Source organism: Nostoc spongiaeforme FACHB-130 (genome assembly GCF_014698475.1).
In the GTDB taxonomy this organism is placed as follows: domain Bacteria; phylum Cyanobacteriota; class Cyanobacteriia; order Cyanobacteriales; family Nostocaceae; genus Nostoc_B; species Nostoc_B spongiaeforme.
Window position 1 is genome coordinate 1 of sequence record NZ_JACJTB010000028.1, and the last position, 23,712, is coordinate 23,712.

Annotated in this window: 20 protein-coding genes; 13 read left to right on the forward strand and 7 right to left on the reverse strand. The window is 39.9% G+C overall.

Features of this window, described 5'->3' with window-relative positions:
* The first annotated feature begins 662 nt into the window (after positions 1–662).
* The 6 genes from H6G74_RS19260 to H6G74_RS19285 all read left to right on the forward strand — a co-directional run bounded on the left by H6G74_RS19260 (position 663) and on the right by H6G74_RS19285 (position 7,016).
* On the forward strand, positions 663–1,166 hold the full coding sequence (locus H6G74_RS19260; RefSeq protein ID WP_190969206.1) for a hypothetical protein: 504 nt from the start codon (positions 663–665) through the stop codon (positions 1,164–1,166).
* A gap of 6 nt (positions 1,167–1,172) precedes the next feature.
* On the forward strand, positions 1,173–2,351 hold the full coding sequence (locus H6G74_RS19265) for a glycosyltransferase family 4 protein (protein WP_190969207.1): 1,179 nt from the start codon (positions 1,173–1,175) through the stop codon (positions 2,349–2,351).
* 264 nt (positions 2,352–2,615) lie between these two features.
* Complete coding sequence (locus tag H6G74_RS19270; protein WP_190969208.1) at positions 2,616–3,830, forward strand: glycosyltransferase; 1,215 nt, start codon at positions 2,616–2,618, stop codon at positions 3,828–3,830.
* Positions 3,831–3,860: 30 nt separating this feature from the next.
* Positions 3,861–5,063 (forward strand): glycosyltransferase, encoded by a 1,203-nt coding sequence (locus tag H6G74_RS31755; RefSeq protein WP_313888496.1) that lies wholly within the window; start codon positions 3,861–3,863, stop codon positions 5,061–5,063.
* Positions 5,064–5,075: 12 nt separating this feature from the next.
* On the forward strand, positions 5,076–6,206 hold the full coding sequence (locus tag H6G74_RS19280) for a glycosyltransferase family 4 protein (protein WP_190969209.1): 1,131 nt from the start codon (positions 5,076–5,078) through the stop codon (positions 6,204–6,206).
* Positions 6,207–6,227: 21 nt separating this feature from the next.
* Complete coding sequence (locus tag H6G74_RS19285; protein WP_190969264.1) at positions 6,228–7,016, forward strand: glycosyltransferase family 2 protein; 789 nt, start codon at positions 6,228–6,230, stop codon at positions 7,014–7,016.
* Between the two features lie 104 nt (positions 7,017–7,120).
* Here H6G74_RS19285 and H6G74_RS19290 read toward each other — a convergent pair whose 3' ends face one another.
* Together H6G74_RS19290 and H6G74_RS19295 are read right to left on the reverse strand one after the other, a co-directional pair.
* Positions 7,121–9,457: a DUF4082 domain-containing protein gene (locus H6G74_RS19290; RefSeq protein WP_190969210.1), complete on the reverse strand. Its 2,337-nt coding sequence runs from the start codon at positions 9,455–9,457 to the stop codon at positions 7,121–7,123.
* A gap of 6 nt (positions 9,458–9,463) precedes the next feature.
* A complete protein-coding gene (locus H6G74_RS19295) occupies positions 9,464–9,823 on the reverse strand; it encodes a hypothetical protein (protein WP_190969211.1) in 360 nt (119 codons plus the stop codon).
* A gap of 806 nt (positions 9,824–10,629) precedes the next feature.
* Here H6G74_RS19295 and H6G74_RS19300 point away from each other — a divergent pair.
* On the forward strand, positions 10,630–11,169 hold the full coding sequence (locus H6G74_RS19300) for a WcaF family extracellular polysaccharide biosynthesis acetyltransferase (RefSeq protein WP_190969212.1): 540 nt from the start codon (positions 10,630–10,632) through the stop codon (positions 11,167–11,169).
* A 218-nt stretch (positions 11,170–11,387) separates the two neighbouring features.
* Here H6G74_RS19300 and H6G74_RS19305 read toward each other — a convergent pair whose 3' ends face one another.
* A complete protein-coding gene (locus H6G74_RS19305) occupies positions 11,388–11,645 on the reverse strand; it encodes a hypothetical protein (RefSeq protein WP_190969213.1) in 258 nt (85 codons plus the stop codon).
* Positions 11,646–11,969: 324 nt separating this feature from the next.
* On the opposite strand from H6G74_RS19305, the gene H6G74_RS19310 reads away from it, so the two are divergent.
* The 5 genes from H6G74_RS19310 (at position 11,970) to H6G74_RS19330 (ending at position 14,495) form a co-directional block, all read left to right on the forward strand.
* Positions 11,970–12,479, forward strand: a complete 510-nt coding sequence (locus H6G74_RS19310) for an inorganic diphosphatase (RefSeq protein ID WP_190969214.1) — start codon at positions 11,970–11,972, stop codon at positions 12,477–12,479.
* Between the two features lie 161 nt (positions 12,480–12,640).
* Entirely contained in the window at positions 12,641–12,826 is a 186-nt protein-coding gene (locus tag H6G74_RS19315) for a hypothetical protein (RefSeq protein WP_190969215.1), read from the forward strand.
* Complete coding sequence (locus tag H6G74_RS19320; RefSeq protein WP_190969216.1) at positions 12,811–13,107, forward strand: type II toxin-antitoxin system RelE/ParE family toxin; 297 nt, start codon at positions 12,811–12,813, stop codon at positions 13,105–13,107. Before H6G74_RS19315 ends, H6G74_RS19320 begins: the two co-directional genes overlap by 16 nt.
* Positions 13,108–13,196: 89 nt before the next feature.
* Positions 13,197–13,580, forward strand: coding sequence for an aspartate 1-decarboxylase (gene panD, locus H6G74_RS19325; protein WP_190969217.1), 384 nt, complete (start codon positions 13,197–13,199; stop codon positions 13,578–13,580).
* A gap of 12 nt (positions 13,581–13,592) precedes the next feature.
* Positions 13,593–14,495, forward strand: coding sequence for an MBL fold metallo-hydrolase (locus tag H6G74_RS19330; RefSeq protein WP_190969218.1), 903 nt, complete (start codon positions 13,593–13,595; stop codon positions 14,493–14,495).
* A gap of 1 nt (position 14,496) precedes the next feature.
* Here H6G74_RS19330 and H6G74_RS19335 read toward each other — a convergent pair whose 3' ends face one another.
* From H6G74_RS19335 to H6G74_RS19350, 4 genes are all read right to left on the reverse strand, one after another.
* Positions 14,497–15,288 carry a class I SAM-dependent methyltransferase gene (locus H6G74_RS19335; RefSeq protein WP_190969219.1) on the reverse strand — a complete coding sequence of 264 codons (792 nt, stop codon included), beginning with the start codon at positions 15,286–15,288 and terminating at the stop codon, positions 14,497–14,499.
* 22 nt (positions 15,289–15,310) lie between these two features.
* Positions 15,311–16,378, reverse strand: a complete 1,068-nt coding sequence (locus tag H6G74_RS19340; RefSeq protein ID WP_190969220.1) for an anthranilate phosphoribosyltransferase family protein — start codon at positions 16,376–16,378, stop codon at positions 15,311–15,313.
* Between the two features lie 72 nt (positions 16,379–16,450).
* The gene (locus tag H6G74_RS19345; RefSeq protein WP_190969221.1) at positions 16,451–17,386 is read right to left on the reverse strand and encodes a LysR family transcriptional regulator; all 936 of its coding nucleotides are present in this window, start codon (positions 17,384–17,386) and stop codon (positions 16,451–16,453) included.
* Positions 17,387–17,710: 324 nt separating this feature from the next.
* Positions 17,711–21,577, reverse strand: a complete 3,867-nt coding sequence (locus H6G74_RS19350) for a CHAT domain-containing protein (RefSeq protein WP_190969222.1) — start codon at positions 21,575–21,577, stop codon at positions 17,711–17,713.
* 465 nt (positions 21,578–22,042) lie between these two features.
* Between H6G74_RS19350 and H6G74_RS19355 the strand changes: the two genes are divergently transcribed.
* Positions 22,043–23,683, forward strand: coding sequence for a fibronectin type III domain-containing protein (locus H6G74_RS19355; RefSeq protein ID WP_242051285.1), 1,641 nt, complete (start codon positions 22,043–22,045; stop codon positions 23,681–23,683).
* Positions 23,684–23,712: the final 29 nt, after the last annotated feature.

A 23,712-nucleotide genomic window follows, 5' to 3' on the forward strand; every position in this document is an offset into this window, starting at 1 on the left:
CAGCACTTTCTTGAACTTCTAGATTGAAAGGGCGTGCCATTGCTTCCTCATGAGTCTTTTTCTTCCATGTTCTTTATTCTACAGTTCTATGCACGCTCATTTAGACTTGGTATGATGCCTTTTTCTTGTTGATTATTCTGGCTGGTGTGTTTTTTAATGTATCCATCTATGGACATTGGCCATGGTTATCTTATCTTCCTGGGGGATTATTTACGGCTGTTAGGTCGGGAATCTTAGGATTAAATGCACTAGCTACTTTTGTACTTTCTTATAAACTGGGAAATAAGGAATTATCAAAAACACAAGCCATCTTGTTTGTTTTCTTAGTTGTTACCTATATGGTAACAACTTCATTGGGTTTTTTACTTTTTGGTGCTGCTGGTACATTTCTCCTTGCAGTAGTTGCTTTCACTATTTCCAGTAAAAGAGTACCCATCATAATAATTGTTATTTTCTTTCTTTGCTTCTCCTTGCTGCACTATGGCAAAGGATCGATGAGAACCAAATATTGGAATTCAGATGTTTCTCTTCAGCCCTGGGAATACCCTACTAGATATGCCGAATGGATAGGTTACTCACTAGAGTATATAAATAAGGAGAATCAATCCGCAGAATATTCAACTAACAAGGAGAAAAAAGCATCATTCTTTGAGCGAGCTAGTATGATGCAAATTTTGTTACTAGCCCAAAAGAAAAGTCCTGACTCCATACCATATTTATACGGACAAACATATTCAATATTACCCCAATTAGTAGTACCTCGCATATTAAACCCGAATAAAATTTGGGCGCTAGAAGGTACAAGTTTATTAAACATACACTACAAAATTCAAACCAGAGAAGAGACTTTAGTTACTACTATTGGTTGGGGTTTACTAGCTGAATCTTACGCAAATTTTGGACTAGTTGGTTGTGGAGGATTGGCAATTGTCTTAGGTACAGTTTATGGAAAAGCAACTCGTTGGAGTATCAATGCGCCAATTCTTTCAGCCCAGTCCTTATTTTCTGTGATGATGATGTCTTTTGCCTTCCAATCTGAATCTACGGCTGGAGAAATTGTTGCTGGCTTATCTCAATCGACTACCGTCCTGATTGGTATTGCACTCTTCTTGATGCAGAAACAGCGAGTTCCTATTTACGGTATTCCCCCAGGAAGAATCACTTAAATAGCTATGAAAAAACATAAACTGGCAATTATTACATCTCATCCCATACAATACTATGCTCCTTGGTTCCGCCATCTCTATAATGAAGGTGATTTGCAAATCAAGGTTTTTTATTTGTGGGATTTTGGAGTCACAAAAAAGCTAGATCAAGATTTCCAACAAGTTGTACAGTGGGATATTCCTCTGCTGGATGGATATGAACATGAGTTTGTACCCAATGTTAGTTCTCAGCCAGGAGTTCATCATTTTTGGGGATTAAAAAACCCATCTTTAATCTCGCAAGTGCAAGCTTATAATCCTGATGGAGTCTTGTTGATGAACTACAACTACGCTAGCATTTATAATTTCCTTTGGAACTGGAAATCACGTAAAATACCGTTGCTATTTCGCGGTGATTCTCATCGTCTACTCCAACCTACCGGAATCAAAGCTTGGGCGCGTCAGCAATTTATTACTCAAATTTATCGATGTTTTGCCGCTTGTCTCTATGTAGGGAAGGCTAATTATGAATATTTTAGATATCATGGCGTACCTAGTAATCATTTGTTTTTCTCACCTCATGCTATAGATAATGATCGCTTTTTTGCTCAAGCTGATGATGCTAAACAGCAAGCAAGCTTATGGAAGCAAGAATTAGGTATTCCATCAGATCATGCAGTGATTGTATTTGCTGGGAAATTTGAAGCTAAAAAACGTCCCTTGGATTTACTGCAAGCCTTTGTCAGTGCTAACTTATCTCAAGTCTCTCTATTATTTGTCGGTGCAGGTTCTTTAGAAGCAGATTTAAAAGCCGCAGCCGCACCACACAGCAATATCTACTTTGCACCTTTTCAAAATCAAACCTTAATGCCTCGCACCTATGCAATAGCTGATTTATTTGTCTTACCTAGTTACGGTGCTTGGGAAACTTGGGGACTAGCGATTAACGAAGCGATGTGCTTATCTCGTGCAGTGCTTGTTAGCAGTCATGTGGGTTGTGCCAAAGATTTGGTATATAACGGACAGAATGGCCTAGTATTCCCGGCTGGTGATGTATCAGCTTTAACCAAAAGTTTGCAAGAAGCATTTTGCGATCGCCAGCGTTTGCAGCTATGGGGCGAAGAAAGTCAAAAAATTGTCTCTCGGTACAGTTACACTCAGACAAGTCAAGGATTAAAACAGGCAATTGATTATCTATGTAGGTAATAGAGGACAGGGTACAGGCTGGAAAGCCTTTTATGTTTAAGGTTTTATGATTAGTTTACATAAAATGTAATTGGCCTAGCCAGACCAAACTTGTAGATTAACGAAAAATTGCTAATCTTCATCATCTGCACGCCAGTTGCTACAAGTCTGGCGACCGAACGCACTGACTCGTTTATCTGCGTTTATCTGCGTTCAAATCTATTACCACATTTTATTCTTGCCACGCCGCTACTGCTTATCAAGCAATACAAACTGCACATGAAAATGAAAAACAATAATTTAGACTTGCAAACAGAAACACCAGTAAAACCAAGAACAAATTCCCAAAAAGATATAGATATAAAGCTTTTACACTTATGGTTTCCTAATATTTTTCAATTTAAAGGTGGAATCCAAGTTTATTCTGAATTTTTATTAAAAGCATTACAAAATTTATACCCAAATACTAACTACGATGTATTTCTCAAACATGATGTTTATTCATTAAAAAATGATCACCAGACGGCAAATACTAGGTTTCATTATTCAGGTCACTGGGGCATAAAACTACGAACAATAGCATTTGCGATTAAAATTTTCTTGTATGCAGTGAGTCAAAAGCCCCAGCTAATTATCGCCTCTCACATCAATTTCGCTATTGTCGGCTATTTACTCAAACGCATATTAAAAATACCTTACTGGGCTATCGCTCATGGTGTCGATGCTTGGAACATTCAAAACCCTCTGCTGATAACTGCACTAAAAGACGCAGATCGGATTATATCTGTGAGTAATTACACTCGCGATCGCCTATTGCAAGAACAAAATTTAGATCCAGCAAAAGTTGTACTTTTACCCAATACTTTTAATGCTGAACGCTTTACAATCAGCAACAAACCAGCCTATTTATTACAACGTTACCAATTAACACCAGAACAGCCAATTATTCTCACTGTTACTCGATTGGCTAGTTCTGATGGTTACAAAGGTTATGACCAAATTCTGCAAGCTTTAGCGAAAATTAAACAATATATCCCCAACGTTCATTATATTTTAGCTGGCAAAGGCGATGACCAAGCCAGAATCGAAAAATTGATTGCTGAACTCAACCTGCAAGACAGCGTTACTCTGGCTGGTTTTGTTCCTGATCATGAACTTTGTGATCATTACAATCTCTGCGATGTTTTTGCGATGCCAAGTAGAGGAGAAGGATTTGGTATAGTTTACCTAGAAGCTTTAGCCTGCGGTAAACCAACTTTAGGAGGTAATCAAGATGGCGCAATAGATGCGCTATATCATGGTGAATTAGGAGCCTTAGTTGACCCTGTTGATGTAGAAGCGATCGCTCAAACTCTCATCGAGATTTTACAAGGTACTTATCCCAACCCCTTATTATATCAACCCCAAGCTTTAAGACAAAAAGTGATTGACACCTTTGGGTTTGAGCGATTTCAACAAACCCTGGCTGAACTCATAGAACACTTCCCTAACAAATCTTAATTTGTAGATTAAACATTCTCTATAAAAACCGTGGTTAATCAAATCAATATTTGCCAAGTTGTAGCTAGTATTAATGAAAATGTCGGTGGGACTTCTTTCGCTGTCACTAATCTCGCCCAATACTTGGCAAAACAAAATATATCCTCCCATATATTCACACTAGACTATTATTGGGAAGGTAAACAAATCCCTACAAAAAATGTCAAACTGCACAGTCTCACCGCCACTAAAGTAGCGAAATATTTTCGAGGTTTCCAACCAACTGCTAGTTACGAATTATCAAAATTAGCAGCAACAGAACTAAACTTAATTCATAATCACGGATTATGGATGTTTCCCAATGTCTACGCTCGTCAAGCAGCAGTCCGCCACCGCCTACCTCTAGTGATTTCTCCCGAAGGAATGCTAGAATCATGGTCTTTAAATAACAGTAGGTATAAGAAATGGTTGGCTTGGTTATTATATGAAAGGCAAAATTTAAAAAGTGCTACAGCCTTTCAAGCCACCTCAGCAGAAGAAGTCAATTCAATTCGCCAATTAGGATACAAACAGCCAATTGCTTTGGTTCCTAATGGCGTGAATATGCCTACAATTAACGAACAAGCTAGCAGGGAAGTATTATGTGAAATATTTCCTCACCTAGCTAATAAAAAATGGTTGTTGTTTTTATCTCGACTGCATCCGAAAAAAGGCTTAGATAACTTATTATATGTGTGGCAATCCCTAGGCAACCAATTTCCTCAATGGCATTTAATTATTGCTGGTGCAGATTTAATTGGCTACCAGTCCGAGTTAGAAATATTAGTAGAAAAGTTCCAATTGCAGCAACAGGTAACTTTTACTGGTATGCTATCAGGCCAGAGGAAATATTCTGCACTCACTAACGCGGATTTGTTTGTCTTGCCCACTCATTCAGAAAATTTCGGTATTGCGATCGCCGAATCATTAGCTTACGGTGTGCCTGTCATTACCACAAAAGGCGCTCCTTGGCAAGAATTAACCACCTATAATTGCGGTTGGTGGATAGAAGATAACCAGACAGCACTGGAGATCGCTTTAACTGAAGCCATGAACATCTCATCCCTAGAAAGAAAACAAATGGGTAACCGAGGCAGAAATTTAGTTCAAGCCAAATACTCCTGGAATTCCATTGCTCAACAAATGGCTGATTTTTATAACTGGATTCTTGGTAATGGTGAAAGACCTATCTGTGTGCAGATGGATAATTTTTAGGGAGACATCACCATGATTATTTCTATTGCTATGGGCCCCTGGTTGCCTGTTCCCGCAGTTCAAGGCGGAGCAATTCCTCGAATGTGGCAAGGATTAGCCGAAGAATTTGCGAAACAAGGTCATCAAGTCAAAATTTGCTGCCGTTCGTATCCAGGACAACCAAATCGAGAAATCATCAATGGCGTTGAGTATATCCGATGGGGAGGACTATCCCAAAGCACTAACATTGGCTGGGACTTAATCAAAGACTTCTGCTACGCCTGTGTCACCTTTCCTTTTTTACCACCTGCTGATATTTTGATCGTTAATGATTTTTGGCTACCTGTGTTTGCTGCTCTCCGTCCGCGAGTAGGGAAAATTGTCATTAATGCTAATCGTTTTCCCAAGGGACAATATCGCCTAGGACTTTATCAGAAAACAGCCTTATTTGCGGCAGCATCCCAGGCTATACAAGACCAGATTCTGCAAGAATATCCCGCCGCCATTACTCGGATCAAGGTCATACCCAATCCGATTGATACAAATATTTTTTACCCAGCCCCACGCTCCCCTATTAAACCAATAGAACTAATAATTTTATATGTAGGCCGAGTCCATCCCGAAAAGGGTATTCATATTTTGGTGGAAGCTTTTGCCATTTTATCCCAACAGTTTTCTAGCATTAAATTGAGGATTATCGGCCCCTACAAAGAAAATCAAGGGGGTGGTGGCCAAAAATATTTAGCTACATTGCAATCCCAAGCCCAAGGGTTAAATGTAGAATTTTTAGAGCCGATTTTTAATGTGCAGAAATTAGCAGCAGCGTATCGAGAAGCTGATTTATTTTGCTATCCTTCCTTAGCTGAGAAGGGAGAAGCCTTTGGTGTGTCGCCTTTAGAAGCAATGGCATCAGGACTTGTACCGATCATATCGGATTTAGCTTGTTTTAAAGACTTTATTGAAGAGAGAACAACAGGATACTATTTTGATCATCGCCATACTGATGCTGCGAAAAATCTGGCAGCTAAATTAGCAGCAGCAATCATGGATTGGGAAAATACCCATATCATGAGTATTCATGGTGTAAAAAAATCAGCAGAATTTAGCTATGACAAGATTGCTGCGTCATATCTTGCTGACTTCGCCCAATTATTAGCCAATTAATGAATAGGAATTAGGTCGTTGATACTAACGAAAATTACGCCCCTCATCCTCACATATAACGAAGCCCCTAACATTGGTCGCACCCTCCAATATCTTACTTGGGCTAAGACAATTATCGTGATTGATAGTTATAGCACCGACGAAACCTTAGAAATTTTATCGACTTATCCTCAGGTGAAAGTAATACAAAGAAAATTTGATACTCATACTCAACAGTGGAATTTTGGCTTAGAGCAAGTTGAATCAGAATGGGTGCTGTCTTTAGATGCAGACTATGTAATCACTGATGAACTCTTGACTGAGATAGCTTCTTTACCAGCAGATAAACAGGTAAATGGCTATGCAGCTAGATTTAAATATTGTGTTGGTGGTAAGCCCTTAAGAGGTACAATACTACCCCCTCGCCAAGTTTTATTTCGCAAAAATCAAGCCACTTATATAGATGACGGACACACGCAACTATTACAACTCAATGGTCTGTGTGCGATGCTGACTAGCTATATTCATCATGATGATCGTAAATCCTTATCTCGTTGGCTATGGGCCCAGGATCGCTATATGATCATCGAGAGTAAAAAGCTCTTAGAGACTCCCGATAATCAACTGAGCTTAGGCGATCGTATTCGTAAGCAAAAAATTTTTGCTCCCTTTATTATACTTTTTTATTGCTTAATTCTCAAAGGGGGCATTTTTGATGGTTGGGAAGGTTGGTACTATGCTTTCCAACGTGTTTTAGCAGAAATTCTTTTAGCTACTCGTTTGATTGAAACGGAGAAGTTCAGCTTACACAAACGTCATACAATGAACTAAAAATTTTGCATACCTCCTTTCCTAAAATTCCGGGCAAAGCAATCTTGAGAAAAAAACAGCCTGTAAGCAAAACTCCAGGCTGTTTTCAAGATGACTAAATTATTTTAGTTAGGCGCTCTGACACCATTTTTCCCAAATGCAGAATAGTCTACGGAAGGGAAGAGGCTTTTGTCACCATCTACTTTATAGTCGAATCCCTGAATTGGAACGATTTGCTTATAGGTAATCGCCTTAGAAGGATCGGGTGATGTTCTGGAATTTTTACCATAGGCATCTGTATAGATTACAGAAGATGTAGAGTTCCCAAAAGCCAATCCGGAAAAGTGACTCTGTATATTAACTGTTCCTCGGAAAGGTGAACGAGGATCATCCCACGCTACTTTGCTACCAGCCGCTAGGGTTTCTTGGCATAACAAGGTCTCAGCAAGGGGATGACCTGGAACATAACACAAATCTACCGTTCTGCCAATCTTCGTTGTAGAAGACGCATCATAAAAACGGGCTGGATTGGTGACCCTAAAGTAAAAATTACCACGTGCAAACTCTGTTAGCCAGTATTCAAATGTTCTTTTTTGAACTAAGGAAGATTTTTCGTCTTGAGAGCCACGTGTATAGCAATCCTTAGTAGGAATGGCACGATGAACGCCATCTGTTGGCTGATTAACCGGGTTCGGTGTAATACCAGAAGGCAAGAATGCGTCACAATAAGTTGCTTCAGGTTCTTTGAAGTATCCAGGTGCACCAAACAAACCAAACTGTTTGATGTTAAAAGGTTGTTGTCCATCGCATTTACCCGCTACAAACATCTCATGTGCTGTATTTGTGAGCGCATCGGGTGAATGTGAACCCATATGTAGTTTCACAAGTACATCACATTTTGTTGTGCTACTGCTGTTGTTAGCATTGTACATAGTCCAGTTATTGGCAACAAAAACTTTATGGCCAAAATGGTCTTCATGTCTGGGATTAGCTGGGTCATTAATTGCGTGCTGTTCGTTGATATAGCCGAAAGCTGGCATACCCGCAGTAGTAAACACTTCTGAACCGCGTGGGTCATCGCCATGCTCATGACCATAGGTACAATAAGTATTGGTTTCTGGGTTGAAGTCTACTGGTGGGTGCCAAGTTGGGTAAATTTTATTATCGTCAGCTTTGATCCAATAAGTATCGTGCATCCACTTCGGACATTCCCAGGTTTTTCCAGGAGACCATAGACCGTATGATTTCGCTAGTGTTGCAGAACTTGCAGGAAGCAAATCTTTTGTCCGCACTGGGCTACCAGCAATTGGTATCACAGGTGCAGCTTTGTTGACCATAACGGTAGATTGCCATTTCTGTATCTGGTCAATTGTCTGCGTTGTATCCTTAGCCCAGAAAGCAAACCAATTAAAGCGCATTGTGCTATTCGTTCCGGGAAACCTAATAACTAGGTTTTGTGTTCCTTTGGCAAGGCTTGTATTCAAAGGACAAGGTACCGTACGGTAGTTTGACACAGAGCCGGTACTGTTGATGGTACATGTTCCCAATACATCACCACTAGCCGAGCCTGAGCGGACTTCAACAACGTTAGTGCCTGAAGCAAAAGCAACGCGGAGCATCAGTGCTTCCACACCACTGCCTAAATCAATGTTGTTATAGACTGCATAGTTGCCACCGGAAGTATTCGACAGTTCTTGGGTCTGTTCACCAGGTGAAAGTAAAAATGGATCTTCACTATTTTCAAAATAATCTCCCCAAACAGTTGTTAACCCAACACGGGAAGAAAATTTGAGAGCATCTACACGCTGAAATACTGGCCAAGGTGCGGTGGCACTCGCTGGAATAGTCGATGACGATGTTGTTGGTGGGTTTGATGTTGTTGGTGGGTTTGATGTTGTTGAGTCAGTAGGAACAAAACTGATGTCACGAAAATAGTTGCTATTCCGGTCGGAAGTATTTGGGAAACTACCACTTTTTGTGTTAAACACTCCATTTTGACCATCAGCAACTGAGCTAAGATTTCCATTGACTATAGAACTAGATAGTCCATTGTTAGTAGCGACATAATTTTTATTAACGTTAACAGAGACTACATAAGTTGTATCCGCTTGAATACTCAATGGTGTAGGTAAACTCTGTTCCTGCCAACCAGAAGCACTTTCGTTGGTAAAAGTGACGCTAGTCAGCTGAGTTCCTGCTGCTGACCAGATTCTACCAACATGAGGTGCTGGCTCGTTAAGGGCTTTCCAAAAGCGAATGGATTTAATTTGTCCCGCTGTAGCAGTGCGGAATTTCATCCCCACTTCGTAGGGATCTCCATTAATGACACTAGAGGTACTAGGAACTTGAGTTGTTAAAACCGTTTGGGGTGAAGTCTGGGCATGAATTATGGTGCTAGAGCAACTCAACACAAGCGTAAGTGCAGCAAGTAGGAAAAATTTGATGTATTTAAATTTTTTCATAATTATCTAGCAATTTTTGTTTACTGCTGTAACACTAAAGCTGGTTTCGGTAGTGCTTGTCTTTGCATCAGCACCACGTACAAGCATTTCTCCACTGTAAGCAAGGCTACTTGACCCTAATCTACCCACACTCAATTTCATGGCTACACTAGTTTGGGTATGCTTCGGTGAAGTTGTGTTCTGAGTCAATTGCTTATTTGTCAGAAATTTCAGGAGATTAAAATTCCATTTCTGAACATGCTTGTTGTTGCTTTGATTGGTTGGAACGAGATTAGCTCTACAACTGAAAATAGAGCTAAAAAAAGCAACATAAATAACAGGAGCAGTTGATTCTGCTACTGTTACAAGGTCATTGAAAAGTTTCATAGAACCTCTTAGCCTGATTGTCTTTATATCGGGAACATAACTTCTATCTAAACAATTCAGAAGTATTGAGAAATGAACACTGAATAGCTATTGAGCGATCGCTTACCTCAGTAAGCTCTAAAGCTTATCTTGAGAATCAATTGAACACACAATCTTAAGTTGCGGCTAAGACGCAGTTAAGTTAACGAAGAAACTTAGCTCTTAGTTATGAGATCTGCGTTGCACACAAGATTGCACGAATTAAGCAAATGTTGAGAACAGTCATTAAGGGTACCTCCTCACTAAATCAGAATACTTCATATTCTGCCTGAGTAAATTTACCATAAATTCACATATCGTCAAGCGAATCTTGGTGAATATACGTTAATTTGATTGCATTCAAAAGTCTTATATGTTGTTCTGGTAGGCTTTTCAAGTAAAATTATAAAATTTCGATTAACTACATCAACCTCAAAAATTTTAGCTTTGGTAACACACAGTTCAATGGGAATTATTGCAATCCGATTTGATTTTCTAATAAAGGAGCGGGAAATAGACTTGCTGGTAACTCATTGAAAATTAATTGTCATATTCTATTTGTCTGCAAGCGGATGGTAGACTGGCTTGAGAAGATGATCAGTCCCAACTATGAGAATTTAGAGAAAAGTATATTAAGCGTCTAATAACCTGTCTGAATTAGACAAAACATTTAAAACTCAAGCTATTTCTATGCTTGATAACACAACAGAACGAGAAAAACTTACAGTCTAATTTCCTTGGTAATACCTATGTTTTATTATTTAATCGAATATTTATTAGCTTGATATATGCAGTTAGATAGTTACACTCTTGGTACTTATACTCCTGGCGCACCTTTATGGAAACAAGTGTTGTGGTATTTCCTAGGTTCTCTGTTAGTGCAGAATCGGTGGTTAACTGCTTCAGGGTTAAAAGTGTGGTTACTTCGCTGTTTTGGAGCGCAGATAGGTCAGAATGTCCGGATTAAACCAGGTGTGCGTGTGAAGTTTCCCTGGCGGCTAGTTGTGGGTGATCATGTGTGGATTGGGGAAGATGCTTGGATTGATAATCTAGCAAATGTGACGATTGAAAGCCATGTGTGTATATCTCAAGGGGTGTATCTCTGCACAGGCAACCATGACTGGAATCATCCTGATTTTAAATTAATGACTGCGCCAATTCACATTCAAGAAAGTAGTTGGATTGCTGCAAAATCAGTAATTGGCCCTGGAGTAACTGTTGGGAAGGGTGCGGTGTTGAGTTTGGGTGGAGTTACAGGACGTTCTTTAGAAGCGATGACAATTTATGCCGGTAATCCCGCCCAACCTATTAAGCAGCGTAAGATTTAATTGTGGTAGAGGGCGATCGCACCATAAATCATATCAAAATCCCAAGGGAGTATCACCTCGACTTCTCCTGTCGGAGACGCTGCGCGAACGCTCGGCGACCGGAAGCAGAGGGGCGGTGGAAGTGATTTGTATCAGCAATTTTGGGAAATGGTATAAGATTTAACGGTGATGAGGAGCGATCGCACTATATGTCAGATACATCTCCAAGGTTGCTGTGTTTATAATTCAGAAGCTGTATCTGGGGCAATAATTTCACCAGTGCCTATTTCGAGAATCATATCTTGATCAGTAATTAATTCACTTAATTCCTTTACTTGTAAATTCATTTTTTCACAAGCTTGTCGGAGTTCTTGGGCAAAAGTATTGAGATCATCGCCATAGCCACATTGATAAGCAGCAGTTTCAATTCCTTGCTTGGCATTTGCTCTGGCACAGTCTACTAGTTCTGTGCCATACAATGGTTTTGCAGATGGCATAATTCTATTATTTATTGATTAAATGTTAGTTTTAGATTAGCCATTCTTTAAGTATTGACACATCCCTCGGATGGCAGAATCATTACTAAAACATCCGAATTAAGTACTCAAGAGTGAGAACTTTCGCTGTATTCTCAACACAAGAACTTTTAGGCAGTAGCAGCAACTTCACTCAAAATTCAGGATAATTTGGGAGTTGAACTTTGTCAGATTTTAGGTGTGTGAGAAAATACTTTGGGCAGAAGTACATCTTGGCCATAAAATTCTACACGGGGAACTAAACAGAGTGCATCCCCACTTTACTGTTAGCTAAGGAGTGTTGTTGTGGACTTATCCCGTATTCCTGCTCAACCAAAACCGGGTATTCTGAACGTTCTGATTGAAATCCCAGGCGGGAGCAAGAATAAATACGAGTATGACAAAGAACTGGAAGCTTTTGCCCTAGACCGAGTGCTTTATTCTTCGGTAAGATATCCCTACGACTACGGTTTTGTGCCGAATACTTTGGCTGATGATGGCGATCCTCTGGATGGGATGGTGATTATCGATGAGCCAACTTTTCCTGGTTGTATCATTGCTGCACGCCCAATAGGTATGTTAGAGATGATTGATGGTGGCGATCGCGATGAAAAAATTCTTTGTGTACCAGACAAAGACCCACGCTATACCCATGTTAAATCTCTCAACGACGTAGCACCACACCGTTTAGATGAGATTGCTGAATTTTTCCGCAGTTATAAAAACTTGGAAAAGAAAGTAACTGAAATTCTCGGTTGGCAAGATGTTGGTACAGTATCGGCCTTGGTAGAAAAGTGCATCCAAGCTGCTAAATAATTTTTGAGTGCTGAGAGTTGAGCAAACGCCTACAGCATCTATATGTTAGTGCTACATAATGGGCAACAATACTTAGCACTCAGCACTCAGTACTGGCAATTCAGCAATCTTCACATTTGAGCTAAAATCATTTTGATCTCGGAATCAAAAAATAAACTGCTATGAGTGATAGAGAAACAGTTCTGGAACTTGTGAAAAGATTGCCTCCTCACGTCTCTCTTCGTGATATAGTGCGGGAAATTGAGTTTATTGCCGCCGTCAGAGAGGGTTTAGCAGAAATTGACAAAGGTCAAGGAGTGTCGATTGAGGCTGTTGAGCAAATGATTGCAGCATGGACTACCAAGTAATTCTCTCTCCAAAAGCTATAGGAGATTTGGAAGCTATTGTTAGGTACATTGCCTTAAGTAATCCTGAAGCTGCAAGAAAATTGGGTCAGCAACTCTTGGAAAAAACCAAAGAGTTAAGACAGTTTCCCCTCCAAGGTCAAAAAGTACCGGAATTTAATGATTCTCATATCCGTCAACTGATTCTTAAGCCTTACCGAATTATTTATCGTGTAGAAGAAGATAAACAACGAATCAGTATTGCTAGGTTTTGGCATTCGGCACAAGAGAGTTTAGAGCTTTAAAGAAAAATTGAGTTTAAAACCCCGTCATTTTACAACGGCTTGATGCTTTTGTGATACTAGAGTCAGGCAATCAAAAAACCTCAAAAATAATGCAGCGTACAGTTCTTTTGGCAAAAATACACAATTGCACCCTGACTGGGGCGAATATTAACTACGTAGGTAGTATCAGCATCGATGAAATGTTGTTAGACAAGGCTGGTATTTTACCATACGAGCAAGTGCAAGTCGTCAATGTTGCCAATGGTGAACGCTTTATTACTTATGCAATCAAGGCTCCAGCCAGTTCGGGAATTATTGAGCTAAATGGGGCGGCGGCACGTCTAGGCATTGTGGGCGATCGCTTGATTATAATGGCTTACGGGCAGTTCTCTTTGGAAGAGTTAAAAAATTACTCTCCTACGGTAGTCATTGTGGACGAAAAAAACCGACTATTAGAAGTGCGGCACTACGATGACCTGCTCAGTAAGGTCTAAATTGTCAGAAAAATGTCAAATCTTGCGCCGTCGGATTTCCAAAGTTCCGTAACTGAAACCGCAACTACAACCGCTAGTAGTTCCGTGGGTGAATTTGTTGTGCAATTTTGGGGTGTCAGAGGTTTAATCGCCACCCCAGCTAGTAACGCCGATCGCTATGGCGGAAATACTGCTTGTGTAGAAATACAAGTAGCAGGTAAACGCTTGATTTTTGATGGTGGAACTGGTCTACGTATTCTCGGTAAATCTTTGCGACAACTGCAACAACCGATAGAAGCACATTTATTTTTTACCAATTCTCAATCAAATCGCATTCAAGGGTTTCCGTTTTTTGCACCCGCGTTTGTCCCAGAAAACCGCTTTCATATTTATGGTTCGGCTGCTTCTAACAGTGCTTCGATTAAACAGTGCCTTTGTGATCAGATGTTACAGCCGCACTTCCCCTATCCACTCCAGGTAATGCAATCGGAATTGCATTTCCATAATGTGATTCCTGGTAGTGATGTGCAGCTAGATGATGTCACAGTTACCACAGCCTCGATTAATCAAACTCAGCGTTCTGTTGGCTACCGAGTTTCCTGGCAGAACAAAAGTGTTGCCTACGTTACCGATTTAACCAAAAATGCTGATCCTGTTGATCAAGAGCAGATTTTACAACTGGTAAAAGGTGTAGATTTGCTAATTGCAAATGCTACTTACGTTCCACCAACAGCCAATAGCCACGAATCGACGGATGTACACTGGCAAGCGGCTGTAGAAGTAGCCCAAAATGCAGCAGTGAAGAAATTAGTGATTTCCCATCACCATCCCGATGATGAGGATGACTTTCTCGATCAAGTGCAAACTGATGTAAAAGCAACTTTTGCCCAAGGTTTACTAGCCTGTGAAGGTCTGGTGTTATCTATTGGTGAATAATTTACTTGATACATTTGAGCGTGCCGTATACTCCGCGAGTTTCCAGCTGTACACAGTCTGGATGAAAACCTGCGGCGATCGCAATTTGCTGCAATTCATCGGCAGTGAAGAAGCGAAACACTATGCTGGGTAAGGGTTGGAGAAATGTAGTGGCAAATAACTTACCTCCACTACCTAATGCTTGATAAATATTGCGAATTCCTGCTGTCGCATCAGGCCAGCAGTGCATAGCCGCGCCACTGTAAACAGCATCGAGAGAATTTGGCGCAAAGGGTAATGCTGTGATATCGCCTCGGATAATGGCGATTTGAGATGGTAATACCCCATCTCGTTGCATTTGTTGTTGTAATTGCCCTAACATTGTCTCTGAATAATCCAGAGCAATAATTTGCTGACATTGCTGTAATAAAGCCAAACGGCGGGCAAAAATCCCTGTCCCACAACTAATATCCGCTACAGTGCCTAAGTTTTGACCAAAAAATTCGATACACTGCTGAAATTCCGTATCAATCCCGCCCCGATTACGTAACCCCATTGCCCAAATTGGCGGTAAGATACGCTCGTATAAAAAAGAAATGATTGGTAAGCGAAATAACTCCGTGCGTAGTGGCTGGGAATCAACTACATCAACCTTACCCTTGACTTGTGCAGGTGTTAAATCCACTAGAGATAATGGTATTTTTGTGACTTCCTGACGGAAGTAATTTTGACATTGCTTGCAGTCTGGGGGTGCGGTAGTGAGAGTTTTTTGACAAACAGGACAAGCGATCGCTTGCTGTAAACAAGACATCATAATATTTGGATTGTAAAAGTAATTAAATATGCTGCAAGGCATTCTGGGAAGTTGAATTAACTATTTGCCTCAATTCTTGCAATTTAGCCGCGACTACACCATTAGTTAATAGTTCTTTAGCTGTGGCGATACCTGATGTCATATCTGAACAAATACCACTGCGCCAGAGATAAAATCCCCCATTCCATAAGGCTGTTTGTAATAATTCCCCTGGTTTGCCTACTAGAACATCTTGAATTTGGGTGATTAATTCTTCAGTGGTGCCTAAAGGGACATTTTTGGTGGTAAACCCGTAATCATGAGGCGAGAGAAATAACCTGGCTAAATCTGGGGATGCTGATAAAGCGATAATTGCGGTGCGATCGCGCGGTAAATCACCACTTCCTTCTAAGCCTTTGATTAAGGTATATTTTCTTACTTCCCTGAATTCTAATGCAGATTGAAACATGCCTTCGGTGGGGGGATGAACAAACCCGGCAATTAAGTGAGAATCACCCGCGTAAGGACACCAAATTAATTCCATTGTGGCAAAAGGTGGACGTTTACCGAGTTGGTCGCGGTATTCCCAAATACTGTTAGTTAAGGAGAAATGACGAGGTGTGTAGATAAAGCCAATTTTGGTTTGTTCAAAGACTTGCTGGGTTTGGGGTAACGATAAAGAAGTCCAATCAACACCTAAACCTTGCCAAACTTCGATTAAAGGTAAACCATATTTGGTGGGCAAGCGATCGCCACCGTGCATCACCACAGGTTGTCCAGCCGCCGCGAGAATTAAAGCTGTGACGTTGCTAATGGGTGCAGTCCGCGTTCTGCCATCATAAGGTATGCCCAGCACCATTACCGGAGATGTAGCGTCAATGGGCTGGAGTTTTGGACCTAGTTCATTGTATGTATCTAACATTCCTGCCAACTCTTCGCCCGTTGGTCGTTTGATGCGATGGGCAATTAAGAATGCACCGATTTGGGCTGGTGTGGCTTCTCCCAACAAAATCATTTTAGTAGCGATCGCAGCTTCCGCACGAGTTAAATTTTCGCCTGTGTGATTGCCACTGCCTACCTTTTTGAGTAGTTCCCTGAAGATATTGCTCATATTTGGTCACGGGTCATTTGTCAATGGTACAAACTATTGACCATTGACTATGGACTGTTGACTAATCATACTTCAGGAAGCTGATCGCTGTTCTTTTGATTGCGGCGGAATATTTTCTAACACCAATTCCCAAAAATGTTTAATCGGGGGAATTTGCAGGCGGTCTTGGGTTGTGACCATAACTACACGGCGAGTCAACCCAGAATTATCTAATGGGTTATTAGCTAAAGGACGCACGGCTAAAGTTGTGTCGTGACGCGATTCGACTAATGCGGAAGTCGGGAGTAAGGCAATTAATTCACCTTGACGCACCACACCCCGAAACGCATCTAGAGTATTGACTTCTAAAGCTGCATGGAGTGTGGCTTCTAAACGCTCAAATTTATCTTGGACTAACCGTTGCATTCCATAGCCATCTTTAAATACCACTTGGGGATAACGCACCAATTCTGACCAAGGGATGCGTTCATATTGGGCGAGAGGATGATTGGCGGCGATGAGGACTTCGATTGGTTCGTCGTATAAAACTTCCACTACCATTTCCCTGCCGGTGGTTAAAAAGCGATTATTCATGACGATCGCTAAATCTACTAAACCATCTTTGAGAACCTTCAGAGCGCGATCGCTCCCTAAAGATGTTACCCGCAGCTGGACTTCGGGATAATCTCGGCAGAACTTTTGTAATATTGGCGGTAAGTAAGAAGCACAAAGAGAATGAATCGAAGCAATGCACAACTCTGGTTGCTTACCCGCCATTAAATCTGCTAATTCTTGGGTCGCAACTTGCCACTCCTGACAAATCTTGCGGACTCGCGGTAATAAACGTTCCCCACCCAAAGTTAATTTAGCATGAGTGTTGCGGTGAAACAGTTCCACACCCAAATCCGCCTCTAAAGCTTGAATTTGGCGGCTGATAGTTGATTGAGTAACACCACATTGTCGGGCGGCTTGTTGGAAGCTGCCACTGTCTGCGATCGCCAAAAAAGCTTGCAACTGTTCTAGTCGCATGTGAATGTAGCCTGAATTACATTTACGGCTCTCATCAAGTTAACGGTTTTCCTCCCAAAATTTAGTAGAGTTTGCTACATCTGCTCATAATTGACATATCTTAATAGAAATTTAACTTTTTCTTGTGATCTAAATAAACCGCAGCAGTCAAAAGTCAGTAGAAATATGGGTCAAACTTCGTGCAAGTGTACAAGCACCCTATCTACTCTGATTTCCCTAGTACAGGTCGGCGTAAATAAACAGACAATAAGAAATTACTACAAGGCTTGTGGTATTGCTATTTTTTCTTTTTACTTTTTACTTTTGCCTTTTTGTACTAGTTCCTCAATTCCATTCCCCTTGAAAGACAAACGCAGACCAATAATAAGGCGCATTCCATTGAGAATCTCGCCACATCTCTAATTGGGCTTGTCGCAGTGCAGATGAGGGTTTTAAGCCTTTTTGTAGTATTGCCGAGTAAAACTTGGACATCAACAATGCTGTACTATCATCAGCTACGTCCCACAAACTAGACACAACACTTTTACCACCGGCATACATCAAACCGCCTGTGAGTCCGACTAAACCTTCGCCTTTAACAGTTTTTCCTAGTCCAGTACGACAACCGCTTAATACTACCAAGTCAGCAGATAATTTGAGGTTAAAAGTATCAGGGATAGATAACAAGCTTCTTTGGACATCCCCTACTTCGTTCACTACAGACATGACCATACCCGATCTTTCCGGTCTTTGGCTATCGAGAATCCCATGAGAAGCGAAATGCACAAAGCGATACTGACTAATCTCTGGGTTGATAGCTGCTTGACGGTTCGCTGCAAAGTCGAATTTGACCAATTTTTGCGAATTTGGAAATAACGACAGAATTTTGTTAGCTTCTTGGCGTGTACCAGGTAATCGCTCATAGAGTTCTTCATCGTTAGACTTGGTTAAGCGCGATTTTAATCGTTCGTCGCTGCGGCTAAATATTGGGTCAGCAAATATGGCTAAATTTTTACTGGGTTTGCGAGAATTTTGCTTATTTCTAATCACAGCCAGAGTAGAAACTGAGGGTAAACCGACGATTTCATGTTTGACCAGTAAAGGTTCAGGTTTGTCTGCTGGAGAATTGGGATGAGGTAGAGCGTTGAAAGGAATATATTGGAGGATGCCATCAGCCACAATTAATAAGCGTTTTTGTCCTAGTTGACTCGCAACCTGTCCCAAAAGAATTTGACTCAACTGCTGGGATGATTGGCGATCGCGCAATGATGGATTTGGTGAAGAAACTGCTGTATAAAATTTTCTGGCTAAAGGTTCTATTTCAGAAAGCTTTGGTAGTTGATAACTGCTAACACCAGTTTTACTAACTAACCATAAATAACTATTTTCTTCTCCTAATAGATATTCTAAAAGTAATGTGTTATCATCTAAAATTTCTTTTTGAATTTGCTGAATTTCTACTGGTTTTGCTAATTCAACTGCCCGCGCATCTGATTGTTTTTGATTTTGTTTGCCCAATCTGGAACTTTGATTTGTTCTATTAATTATCGCTAACAAACTGCGAGCATGAGAGCGTTCACTAGCTTGCAAACCTTGAGTATCATAACCTGCTTTCGGATTTTTTTGATGTAATTGCATCAAAAAATCTACATAAAACGCATAATAATTTTGTTTTGATTCTAAATATTTAGCTAAACTAGTATAAGACCGATATGGTGTTAGTCTCAGTACATATTTATCTTTTTCTTCTCGTTCAGCATTCTCGATTTGAGCGCCTTCTGATTCAATCGTGGCAATTGCTTTTTCTATTTGTGCTTGTGCTTTCTGAAAATTGCCGCGTTGGCGTTCTAACATGGCTAAACCTAAGTAAGCATCAGCCTCTTGGATAATTTGTTTATTGGTTTGGGATTCAGTTAATGATTTGTTAAAAGATTCTTCTGCTTTTTGATATTGACGATTGTTTAAATAAGATTTGCCAATTAAATATAGTATTTCTGGTCTATCGTTTTTCAAGATAACTCCAAGAAATGGTTGGGCAGACAAAGCTTTTTGGTATGCTGCTACAGCTTCAGAATTTCTTCCTAAATCAGTTAAAATTTTTCCTTTTTCTTTACCTAAGTAAGAGATAACAAAGCCAGAAAACTGAGTAAATTGTGGGTAAGCTTTCTCTAAAGATTGATATTCTGTTTCTAGTATGTTGATTGCTTCTAATTTTAGTTGATTATCTTGGGAAAAATAAGAGTCAGCCGCAGATAATAAATTATTAATATATTGATAGTAAGTTTGATCAATTTGTTTCAAAATCACTTGAAATAATGGTTTATATATAGGCCATTGTTTTTCTAAAAAATTATTATTATCGCCGATTTCATTATCATTGACGAAATCATTAATCAAAGCGATCGCGAATGGTGCTAATTGTTTTATGAGTGCTTGCTCGTCTGATTTAAATTTAATTTTAGATGCTAATGAACTAGCCTCAATTATTATACTATTAATTTGATTAACTGCTTGACCAAACTGTTGGACATCAACATATAATTTAGCTTTTGCTACCTTTGGGAACAATTTAATTAAAGATAAGGATGGCGAAGGAGTAGATCCGAGTTTATTAAAATCGATAGATTGCCAAATTTTTTCGGCATCACTGAAAATATACATAGCCTGCTGATAATCAGCAAGAGCTTGATAAATGCCACTAATATTGAAAAGTGTTTCAGCTTCCCAAAGACGCACATCGGGAAGAGGCAAGTATTGCAAAGTTTCACTGTTACCTATTTGTACACCTGAACTTCCACTAGTACCTTTAGTATTGGATGTAGCAATTGCAAAATATACGGAACTTGTTTTGATTGATTTAGAATCTTCGTCTGGCTTGTTAACTCCAAGTTTAGCTAGGCTAGGATTTTTACTAAACTTCTGCCACATTTTCAGTGCTTTGGTATATATTTCCAGTGCCATTTCTTTTTCATCTAGCTCTCGATAATTTAGTGCTAAATTATTTAAAGTTAAAGCTTCCCAAAATGGCATTTGTAGTTTTTGAAACAGAATAAGTGATTGATTGTAATTTTCAATCGCCTGTTTATATTCTTGAATTTTATTATATGTATTACCTAAGTTATTAAAAACTTTAGCTTGTCCAATTAAATCTTGCTTTTTCTGAAAAACCTTCAGGGCTTCTTGATATTTAGGAATAGCTTTTTTTTGGTCATCTTTTTCTTTTAAGTCAGCATAGATATTAGCAATATTGTTGGTAGCATTTGCAATTCCTAATTCATCCTTGTTAGCCTGGGCTTTATTTAATGCTTGTTGATTAACAAAAAATTTCTCACCTAGTTTCTCGGCTAGTTCATTTTCTTTAACTTTAATAATTGCAATGACTTTGTTTTTATCTTTACCTGTATCAAAGGCAACTTCTACATTCTTAAATAAGCCAAAATCAAATAAATGCTTTATTTGTTGCTGTGTTACCGATTTTAGAAATATTTGTCCTGGTTTAATATTAAACTCCTCTATAATCAATTTTGCAGGAATCTTCCCTTCAATGGGTTTACCATCTTCATCTATTTCTTTATCGTCGTCTGTAACAAATTTAACTTGAATATCTTCAATTACCCCTTCAGCAACTTCTAGTTTGACAACACCATTATCATCGACTTGTGGAGGGCCAACTATACTCGACAAGATATAGCCTTTATCTTGATACCATTTATTTAACTGCGCGATATTATTTTGCAATTTATTTAAATTTAAAGTGCTACCATAATCTTTACTAAAAATGCTATTAACGACTTGTGGCGATAGTATCGTAGAAGCTTTAGATACAGCAGTTACTTCTACCTTTTTTAAAACTGGGTTAGTTTTGACAATAAAAGTTACACGTACCCCTAATGGAGTATCGGCTGGTTCGGCTCTGACGTTAGAAAACCACCCTGTAGCGAAAATGGCGTTGATGTCTTCTTGTAATTGTGATCGCGTAGTTTTTTTACCTGGTTTAATCTGAATTGTTTTGTAAACTAAATCTTCTAACTTTTCTGGTGCGCCTTCTACTACTACTTCTGAGACAAGTACCTGTGTTTCTGCTTCTGTTGGTGGCTGTGGTTGCGTACTGGGAGATGGTTGAGATGATGACTGTGCTAAAGCAATTAAAGGAAACACCCCAAGCAACTCTGATACTAACAGTAGATTGATGAATATAATTAAACTTTTCATAACACTGCACCTACGCCAGAAAATTAATGTATTTTTTCTGCCATTCTGTTGAGTTATTTGCAAATTTCGAGCAAAAAACTTGTTTTTTATCATAAGGTTATTTAACATCATCTGTAACAAGTTCAAGATAAGTAAATTTTGTCAATACATCTTTGTAAATAAATATCTCCGCATAAGAATGATAATTCAATTATCCCAAGGCACTATCGGGGGTTCTCATTATGGTCAGTGGGCAGCAGAATTAAAACAGATAATGAATCAGGCTGGTTTGTACTCGCTGACATCACATCAAATTGCGCGAATTCACCAACTCATCCAAATCTATAATCACAAAGCGCATCACCGCGCACCCGCATTTGTCGCAGAACATTCCCACCAGGACAAATCATGAAAATTTTCCAGCTTTTACTTTTGTTTGTCCTATGCTTTACCTTGGTAAGCGTGCATTCCTTTGGGCAAACCATTATGACCGAAGCGCCTCAACTGTTGACAGATCCATTTTTGCAACTACCAACGGCAAACTCAGTCAGAGTAGTGTGGTTTACTGAGTTTGCCGGGAATCAACATACAGTGGCTTATGGGGAAAATTTGCAGCAAACTGCCAAAGCCACAACGATTAAACTCAGTCGCACCAGAGAAGACCAAAAATCCAGAGTTGGGAAGCAAAACCAAGATGGACAAGTTTATCAACAACCAACAATGCGGGATATTTGGCGACATGAAGCGGAGGTGACAGAGTTAACGCCAGGGGTGCGAGTGAATTATCGAGTTAGCAGTACAAGAGAAGATGGCGCGACTGTTAGCAGTGATATTTTTACCCTGACAGCTAAACCGGAACCCGGAACACCAATCAAAATCCTGTTAACTTCCGACCATCAACTCAAGCCAATGACCGCCGCCAACCTACAAAAAGTTGTAGAAACAGTGGGTAGAGTTGATGCAGTGTTGTTTGCTGGTGATTTGATTAATGTGAGCGATCGCGCCTCGGAATGGTTTGATGATAATCGGGGTAATGCTTTATTTCCTGGCTTACAAGGTCATGCCAAATACGAAATGCAGCATGATGGCGTGAAAGTAACTTATACAGGTGGGCAAATTATTCAACACGCACCCATGTATAGCTGCATTGGTAATCATGAAGTCATGGGGCGCTTTGGCCGAAAAAACAGTTTAAATGATGAATTTGATGATACATTTCCCCGCGCTGTTGCTCAAAAACTATATAGTGGCAAATCACTGATTGATCATTCTTTTAATACAATTACCTACGAAGAAATTTTGAGCTTACCTGAAAGTAAATCAGGCGGTAAAAAATATTATGCAGTTAGCTTTGGTGATGTGCGTTTAATAGTTTTATACATCACAAATATGTGGCGCACACCCAAATTAGACGGAAAATCTACAGGTAGATATCGAGAAGCCGACAAAGATTTAAATAACCAAGAAAATTGGGGTTATGGGCAGATCATTTATGAGCCAATTGCCAAAGGTAGTACACAATACAATTGGTTAGCGGCAGAACTCAACAGCCCAGAATTTCAGCAAGCAAAATACAAAGTTGTCATGTTCCATCACCCGCCCCACACCCTGGGCGATAATATAGTGCCAGCTTACACCGACCCAATACAAATCAGCGATCGCAATCAGGAGAACAAAATTACATCTGTGCGTTACGAATATCCCAAAAACGCTGACTATATTATCCGTGATGTTGTCCCCTTACTCGAAGCTGCTAATGTACAATTAGTCTTTTATGGACATTCCCATTTATGGAATCGCTTTGTTAGTCCTGGGGGAATGCACTTTTTAGAAACCTCAAATGTAGGTAATACTTATGGTGCTGCTTGGGGCGAAAGAAAGCGAGAAGTTCCCTCCAACTATCAAGAAAAATATGTTGACCTCGGCGACCCCAACGGTTTAGAACCCGTGTTGCCAAGCATCGCACCAATATTAGGTGAAGATGGTAAACCAATGCCTTATCTAGCTAGCAATAACATTACTGTTTTTAGTATCTTTGATACCAGCATAGGTAAAGTAAGTAGCTATCTTTTTGATACGCGCAAACCAGATTCAGAAGTGATCAAATTTGATGAATTTCAGTTGTAAATAAGACTGACGCAAAAACTCTCTAAAAA